Annotated in this window: 7 protein-coding genes; 3 read left to right on the forward strand and 4 right to left on the reverse strand. The window is 60.7% G+C overall.

From position 1 onward, the window contains the following. The coding region (locus tag WBF74_RS12625) for an autotransporter outer membrane beta-barrel domain-containing protein (protein ID WP_424440449.1) at nucleotides 1-2,423 on the forward strand (2,423 nt) is incomplete at its 5' end. A gap of 70 nt (nucleotides 2,424-2,493) precedes the next feature. Here the strand turns inward: WBF74_RS12625 and WBF74_RS12630 are convergent. The 3 genes from WBF74_RS12630 to WBF74_RS12640 all read right to left on the reverse strand — a co-directional run bounded on the left by WBF74_RS12630 (nucleotide 2,494) and on the right by WBF74_RS12640 (nucleotide 5,176). Next, a complete protein-coding gene (locus tag WBF74_RS12630; RefSeq protein WP_424440451.1) occupies nucleotides 2,494-2,766 on the reverse strand; it encodes a hypothetical protein in 273 nt (90 codons plus the stop codon). 248 nt (nucleotides 2,767-3,014) lie between these two features. Further along, nucleotides 3,015-3,767, reverse strand: a complete 753-nt coding sequence (locus tag WBF74_RS12635) for a slipin family protein (protein ID WP_424440453.1) — start codon at nucleotides 3,765-3,767, stop codon at nucleotides 3,015-3,017. Nucleotides 3,768-3,802: 35 nt separating this feature from the next. Beyond that, nucleotides 3,803-5,176 carry an NfeD family protein gene (locus tag WBF74_RS12640; protein WP_424440455.1) on the reverse strand — a complete coding sequence of 458 codons (1,374 nt, stop codon included), beginning with the start codon at nucleotides 5,174-5,176 and terminating at the stop codon, nucleotides 3,803-3,805. Nucleotides 5,177-5,330: 154 nt separating this feature from the next. Between WBF74_RS12640 and WBF74_RS12645 the strand changes: the two genes are divergently transcribed. Together WBF74_RS12645 and WBF74_RS12650 are read left to right on the forward strand one after the other, a co-directional pair. Further along, nucleotides 5,331-5,537: a dodecin gene (locus WBF74_RS12645; protein ID WP_424440457.1), complete on the forward strand. Its 207-nt coding sequence runs from the start codon at nucleotides 5,331-5,333 to the stop codon at nucleotides 5,535-5,537. A 113-nt stretch (nucleotides 5,538-5,650) separates the two neighbouring features. Next, nucleotides 5,651-6,430 (forward strand): SDR family NAD(P)-dependent oxidoreductase, encoded by a 780-nt coding sequence (locus WBF74_RS12650; protein WP_424440459.1) that lies wholly within the window; start codon nucleotides 5,651-5,653, stop codon nucleotides 6,428-6,430. Here the strand turns inward: WBF74_RS12650 and WBF74_RS12655 are convergent. Then, a partial coding sequence (locus tag WBF74_RS12655) for an NAD(P)/FAD-dependent oxidoreductase (RefSeq protein WP_424440461.1) occupies nucleotides 6,417-6,905 on the reverse strand: 489 nt, incomplete at its 5' end. The two genes, WBF74_RS12650 and WBF74_RS12655, sit on opposite strands and share 14 nt — an antisense overlap.

Below are 6,905 nucleotides of genomic sequence, written 5' to 3' on the forward strand. Positions count from 1 at the left end.
GTGAAGATCTGGTCGCAAGCGTCGTCACCTATGGTCACAATGCCCATGGTGTCGAGGTCCGGGCTTTTGACGGCACCGCCACCCTGGTGAACAGCGGTCTCATCATCACGCATGGCGATGATGCGCATGGCGCCCGCATCGATGGCGATACGGCCATTCTCGAGAACAGCGGCACCATTCAGACATATGGTGAGGATGCACATGCGGTCGTGATTTCGTCGGGCAGCCCGCTGACCACGATTGTGGAGAACTCCGGCACCATTCAGGCGAGTGGCGATGACGCGGACGCGCTCCGTGCCAGCGGTCCGGTGGTCGAAATCACCAATATGGAAGACGGCCTCATCGCCTCGGAGGATGGCGTCGCAATCTATGCCTCTGCGGCCGAATACGCCTCCATCGTGAACCATGGCGAGATCACCGGCGATGTGAAAGTTATGGTCGATGGCGAGTATGGCTATGCCGGCGAAACCTATGTTTTCAACACGGGTGTCATCACCGGCAATCTTGATACTTCGCTCGGCTACAGCGATGACACGATCGTGATTGATGGCGGCACGGTGACGGGCGCGGTTCACACGGGTGACGGGCATGATGATGTGCTTGTGTCCGGTGAAGGGGTCGTCCTTGGCAAGGGTATCCACGCTACTGCGGGCGAGATCCAGATTTTCGCTCCGCCGCCTGCGGACGCCTTTGCCGCGCTCACCTTCGCGCATGATGACGAGATCATTCTCGATGACGGTATCGAAGGCTGGGCAATCTCCAATTTCGACACTGTCGATCTTGAGAGCGGACGTCTGGTGCTTGATGGCGTCGGCATCCATACGCGGGACGAGGACGGCGAGATTAATGTCGGTGAGGACGCGGTTCTCGCTACCACGGAAAACGGTGCCGACCTTGCAGCGGCAACCGTCTCCGTGCTCGGCACGCTCGATATCGGGCTTGGCGGCTTTTTCGCGGCCACGGGTGATGTGTTCTTCGGCGAGGACAGCCTCTTCTTCACCCGCGTTCAGGACACCACGGCCGGTGTCGTGAGCGGCAACACCGTCACCTTTGCCGAAGGTGCGACGATCTTCGCGGATGTGACCGGCAATATCGAAGCATCGGTCGGCGAGGATATTCTCATCGCCTATGCGCATGAAGAGAACGGCGTTACCGACAATGGCGCCGTGGTTGAGGATAACACCTTCCTTTTCCGCTTCGAGAAGGTGATGAATGGCGACATCATCGAAACGGGTTCGGCGGATGAACTCTTCCTCCGCGTTCAGATCGAGGAAACAGCCTTCGACACGGCAGATGATGCCGAGTACACGCCGAATGAGCTCGCCATTGCCGATGCGCTTGATGTCTATCTGGCGACGCAGCCGCTCACCAGCCCGCTGGTGCAGTGGATCTCGAGCTTCGAAACCGAAGAGGAGCAACGCGAAGCCCTGCTCAAGGCAATCAAGGATACGGTGCCTGAAGAGTCGAATGGCAGCAGCTCGGCTACCATCACTTCAACCGATCTCATCTATGACATGATCATGGATCGTCTGTCGGGTGGTGGCTTCACCGTCGCACAGAACGGCACAACCGGCCTCGCAGCGGGCGATGCCGTGCTGGGTGGCGATGGCAAGTGGGCCGTGTGGGGCCGTGCCGGTGCCTCGCGGGCGAAGTTCACGCCGGGCAATGTGAACGGCTTTGATGCCGATAGCTGGGGTATCACCGCCGGTATCGATGGCGAGGTCGCACCGAATACGCGTGTGGGCATCAGCGGCTTCTACATCGCCTCTGATGTCGAAGAGAATGGCGCGGGTGCCAATTCCTCCAATGATATCAGCGGCTATGGCGTCACGGCATATGTGACCTACCGGCCCGGTGACTGGTATGTGAATGGCGCGCTTGGCTACGGCATGAATGAGTATGAAAGCCGTCGCCGTTCCATCGGCGGTGTGAATGTCGCGGATTATGATGGCAACCAGTTCGTTGCCCGCATGGAAGCCGGGAAGATGTTCACCTTCGGCCAGTGGGATGTGACGCCCAATGCCGGGCTGCGCTACAACCGCGTCGATATTGACGCCTATACGGAGACCGGCCCGCTGCCCATCAGCGTGGACAGCCAGACGGTGGAATCGCTCCGTGCAGTTGCCGGCGTGAACCTCCGCTACAGCCACCCGCTCGAAAGCGGCGGGAAGCTCGTGCCGGAGTTCGGTGTGAAGCTGCTGGGTGAGCTTGCTGACCCGGATCAGGCGCTCACCGGCAATGTGGTCGGCGGCGGTGCTTTCACCACGCGCACCACGCCGCGGGATGATGTGTCCTACGGTGTCGGCGCAGGCGTGACCTGGGAAGTGTCGGATCGCTTCAGCTTCCGTGTCACCTATGATGCCGAGCTGCAAAGCGATTATGACGAACAGGCGGTTGCGGCGGCACTGCGCTTCGCCTTCTGATCCCGCCTTTCACGCAAAAGAAGAGGCGTCCCGGATTTCTCCGGGACGCCTTTTCATTTCTGATACTCGCTCAGCGGGCGAGGTCGGCAAAGGTGGTGGTCGAGCCATCAGCGAGATTGATGCAAGGGGCCGGGCCTTTCTGGCTTGCGCGGCAGATGAAGAGCGTGTCGTCCTTCTTGATCCAGACGCCGCCTTGCGGATTGGCGATGATGGAAGGCTCATGGCCGGATGATGCCCATGCGCCGACCAGAATGGCCAGGGCGACCAGTGCTCCAGCGATGAGAATGGCGTGGGACAGGTTGATTTCAGTGCGCAGGGCGCGCGGAGTTGTGGCATGTGTCATGCGCAATATTCCTTCGTGATGGAAAGCACTCGCCCGTCAGGAAACAGGCAGGTGGATGGCCGGGGAGCGGAACATCGCGGCAGCGCGGTGCGCGCTGCTCAAAGGAGTGTCACGTCGATCATCATCCCGCCCCCCCCCTGTTGCGGCCGGTATCAATCAGATACCGGCCGTTGTAGAGGGTTGCATTATCGGGCGATGTAGCGCTGCTGCGCGAGCGGAGACGGAACCTCTTTGGAGGGAAATCGTCTCTAGCCCCGAAGGGTCTTGAGCGCGTCGGCCATATCCACCGGCAGGGGGAAGACGATGGTGTTCGACTTGTCTCCGGCTATGTCGTGGAGGGCCGCAAAATAGCGAAGCTGCATCGCGCGGGAATCGCCCGCCAGAATGCGTCCTGCTTCCACCAACTTTTCAGCGGCCTGCTGCTCGCCTTCCGCATTGATGATCTTCGCGCGGCGGAGACGCTCGGCCTCTGCTTGCTTCGCGATGGCGCGGACCATGCTTTCATCAATATCGATATGCTTGATCTCTACATTGGCTACCTTGATACCCCAGGCATCGGTCTGCTCATCGAGAATGAGCTGGATATCGGCATTGAGCTTGTCGCGCTCTGCCAGCATTTCATCGAGTTCATGCTTGCCGAGCACGGAACGCAACGTTGTCTGCGCAAGCTGGCTTGTCGCCTCCATGTAGTTCTCGATATTGAGGATCGCCTTTTCGGGATCAACGATGCGGAAATAGAGAACCGCATTTACCTTCACCGACACATTGTCGCGCGAAATGACATCCTGTGTCGGCACGTCTTCCACAAAGGTGCGCAGATCAACGCGCACGATCTGCTGGATCACGGGGATGACGAGGATGAGGCCCGGCCCCGCGACGCGGGTGAAGCGGCCCAGCGTGAAAACGACGCCGCGCTGATACTCACGCAAGACATTGACGGCGGAGAAGAAGAAGGCGATCAGCAAGACCGCCAGTGGAATATAGAGTGCGAAACCTCCCATGAGGGGCCTTCCTTCCTGCTTCGGGTGTTGGCGGCCTATCTCACAATGAGGGTCAGGCCATCCACCCGTTCGACGTGAACGGTTGATTGCGGGGCGAGTTCAACAGGTCCGGTTGCGCGCCAGCGTTCGCCGCGCACATGAACGAAGCCGCTGCCATTCTCCCAGTCGAGCACGCGGGCTTCGGCGCCGATCATTTCTTCGATGCCGGTAAGTACGGGTCGCTTCAGCGCGCGCAGCGTGTAGCCGATCAGGAAGAAGATGAAGGCTGCACTCGCAATTGCGGTTCCGGCGATGGTCCACCAGGAGAGACGGAAGTCGGGATTGTCGCTGTCGATCAGCATGGCGGCGCCGAGAACAAAGGCGACAAGCCCGCCAAAGCCCGCCACGCCGAATGTGGGTGTGAAAACCTCCACACCCATCAGCACGAGGCCAAGCACGATGAGAGCGACGCCCGCATAGTCGAGCGGAAGATGGTTCAGCGCATAAAGTCCAAGCAACAGGCTGATCGCGCCGAGAATGCCGGGGCCGATGCTGCCGGGATTCGAGAGTTCGAAAATGATGCCGTAAATGCCGATCATCATCAGCAGGAAGGCCACATTCGGATCGGCGATGAGGGCGAGCATCTCGACGAGGAAACCCGGCTCCACATGCTCGACCTCGGCATCCGCCGTGTTGAGAGTGTGTTCCCCGGCAGCGGTCACGACGGTGCGGCCGTTGATCTCGCGGAGCAGCGTGTCGAGATCGCTCGCAAGCACCTCCACCACGCCTTTCTCGACTGCATCCTGTGCACTGAGGCTTTCTCCCTCGCGCACGGCTTTCTCGGCCCAGTCCGCATTGCGGCCATGCGTGGCGGCGAGCGAGCGGATGAGCGCGACGGCATCATTCGTCGCTTTCTTTGAAAGCGCTTCCTCGTTCGTAGGTGTGCTGCGCGCGCCGTCTTCCTCAGCGGGGTGGCGCGGCTGCTCCGGCAGGGGGGCGGTGCTGCCGCTCATCATCACAGGCGTTGCGGCGCCGATATTCGTGCCGGGTGCCATGGCGGCAATGCCTGTCGCATAGATGATGAAGGTGCCCGCGCTTGCCGCATGGCCGCCTGCGGGCCAGACATAGCCAGCCACGGGTACTTTCGAGCCAAGAATGGCGGTGATGATGTCGCGCGTGGAGGTGACAAGGCCGCCCGGTGTGTCGAGGCGGATGACGAGAAGCTCCGCCTCGCGCTCTTCTGCGAGCGCTATCGCGTCCGTGATCTGCTTGGCGGTGGCGGGGCTGATCGCGCCCTTCACGGTAGAGACGAGAACGAGACCGGGCGCAGCGTCCGGCTTTTCCTCCTGTCCGTGCAATCCGACAAGCGGCAGCGCCGCGCCGAGAAGGGCAAGCAGAACAAGGAGAAAAAGACGATAGGGAGCTGTCATCGGATTGATCCCTGAAGCGCATGCCCGGTGCCGGTTCTGTCAGTCTGCCAAACATGGGCGGGGTTGACCATGCTTTAACGGTTCTCCCGGCCTTGCCTTGCCTGCCCGCCGCTCCAGTTTCATTGCGACAGGCAGGCAATAAGGAGGACATGGCATGAGCGACAATGTTTACAAGATCACCGAAGTTGTCGGTTCGTCGGCAACGGGAATCGAGGATGCGATTGCAAATGCGGTCAACAAGGCATCCAAAACGCTGCGCGAGCTTCGCTGGTTTGAAGTCGTGGAAACACGCGGCCATATCGAAGGCGGCAAGATCGGCCATTATCAGGTGAAGCTGAAGATCGCTTTTACGCTGGAGTAGCTGAGTCCAGGGGGTTTCCGCAGCGTCTCCCCCGGCCGGATTTTGTCTCTGTCGCACAGGGCGGGTTTTGCTAGCCTCTTCCCACAAGAGATTCAAACAGGGGAGACGGAGACATGGAGCCGATCAGGAAACTCAGCCGCTCGATAGCGGGCAAGGTTGCGCTTGTCACGGGGGCTGCGAGCGGCATGGGGCGGGCGACCGCGCATGTGTTTGCGGGTGAAGGCGCGAAAGTTGCCGTGATCGATCTGAAGCAGGATCGAGTGGATGCGGTTGTGGCCGAAATCCGAGCCGAGGGCGGCGAGGCGGAAGGCTGGGCGCTTGATGTCGCCGATGGCGAAGGCATTATCCGTGTGGTGAAGGAAGTCGAAGCACGTTTCGGCGGGCTCGATATTCTCGTCAACAATGCGGGGCTTGCGACCTTTCACGGCATTGGCGAAGACGACTATGAGAAGACGTGGAATCTCGCGCTGGATGTGATGCTGACGGCGCATATGCGTTTCGTGCGCGCCGCATTGCCGTTGCTGAAGCGTTCCGGCGAAGGGCGCGTTGTCAATGTGGCATCCACGGAAGGTTTCGGCGCAACGCCGGGCAATTCCACCTATGTGGCGGCGAAGCACGGCGTGATCGGTCTCACCCGCGCGCTGGCGGTGGAGCTTGGCCGCGAAGGCATAACAGTGAACTGCATCTGTCCCGGTCCGATCCGCACCGGCATCACGGCCGAAATACCGGATGAGCACAAGGAAATCTTTGCCAAGCGCCGCGTGCCGCTTCGCCGCTATGGTTTCCCGGAAGAAGTGGCGCATGTGACGCTGAGCGTCGTGCTGCCCGCTTCTTCCTATCTCAACGGGGTTGCGATTCCGGTTGATGGCGGAATGCTTGTCAAGAACGCCTGAGCCATGACGCCGCGCCGTCACCGGCGGCGCGGCCCGTTGCGAGGCAGGCCGTGATGAGATAGCCGCCTGTCGGCGCTTCCCAGTCTGCCATTTCGCCTGCAACGAAAATGCCGGGGAGCTTTTTCAGCATCCAGTTTTCGTCAAGCTCATCAAGCGCAATACCGCCTGCCACGCTGATCGCCTCGTCAATGGGGCGCGGGCGTTGCAGCGGTAGCGCGAGATGCTTGATGGCATGGGCAAGCAGCCGCGGATCACTGAAAACATCTGGCGGGGCAAGCTCGCGGAGAAGAGCGGTCTTCACGCCGTCAATGCCCGCCCTCTTGCGAAGATGATTTGAGAGAGAGGCGCGCCCGCGCGGGGCTGCGAGGGCGCTTTCAAGACGCGCGAGGTCGCGGTCCGGCGCAAGGTCGAGTTCGGGTTTTGCCTCTCCTTCTCTTTCCAGCGCATCGCGGAGCGCGGCAGAAAAGGCATAGAC

The sequence above is a fragment of the Parvibaculum sp. genome (assembly GCF_049672805.1).
GTDB lineage: Bacteria > Pseudomonadota > Alphaproteobacteria > Parvibaculales > Parvibaculaceae > Parvibaculum.

Excerpts from the sequence above, each read along its gene's own strand:
- WBF74_RS12630 (WP_424440451.1), bottom strand. The coding sequence starts at position 2,766 with ATGACACATGCCACAACTCCGCGCGCCCTGCGCACTGAAATCAACCTG.
- WBF74_RS12645 (WP_424440457.1), top strand. The coding sequence starts at position 5,331 with ATGAGCGACAATGTTTACAAGATCACCGAAGTTGTCGGTTCGTCGGCA.
- WBF74_RS12640 (WP_424440455.1), bottom strand. The coding sequence starts at position 5,176 with ATGACAGCTCCCTATCGTCTTTTTCTCCTTGTTCTGCTTGCCCTTCTC.
- WBF74_RS12650 (WP_424440459.1), top strand. The coding sequence starts at position 5,651 with ATGGAGCCGATCAGGAAACTCAGCCGCTCGATAGCGGGCAAGGTTGCG.
- WBF74_RS12635 (WP_424440453.1), bottom strand. The coding sequence starts at position 3,767 with ATGGGAGGTTTCGCACTCTATATTCCACTGGCGGTCTTGCTGATCGCC.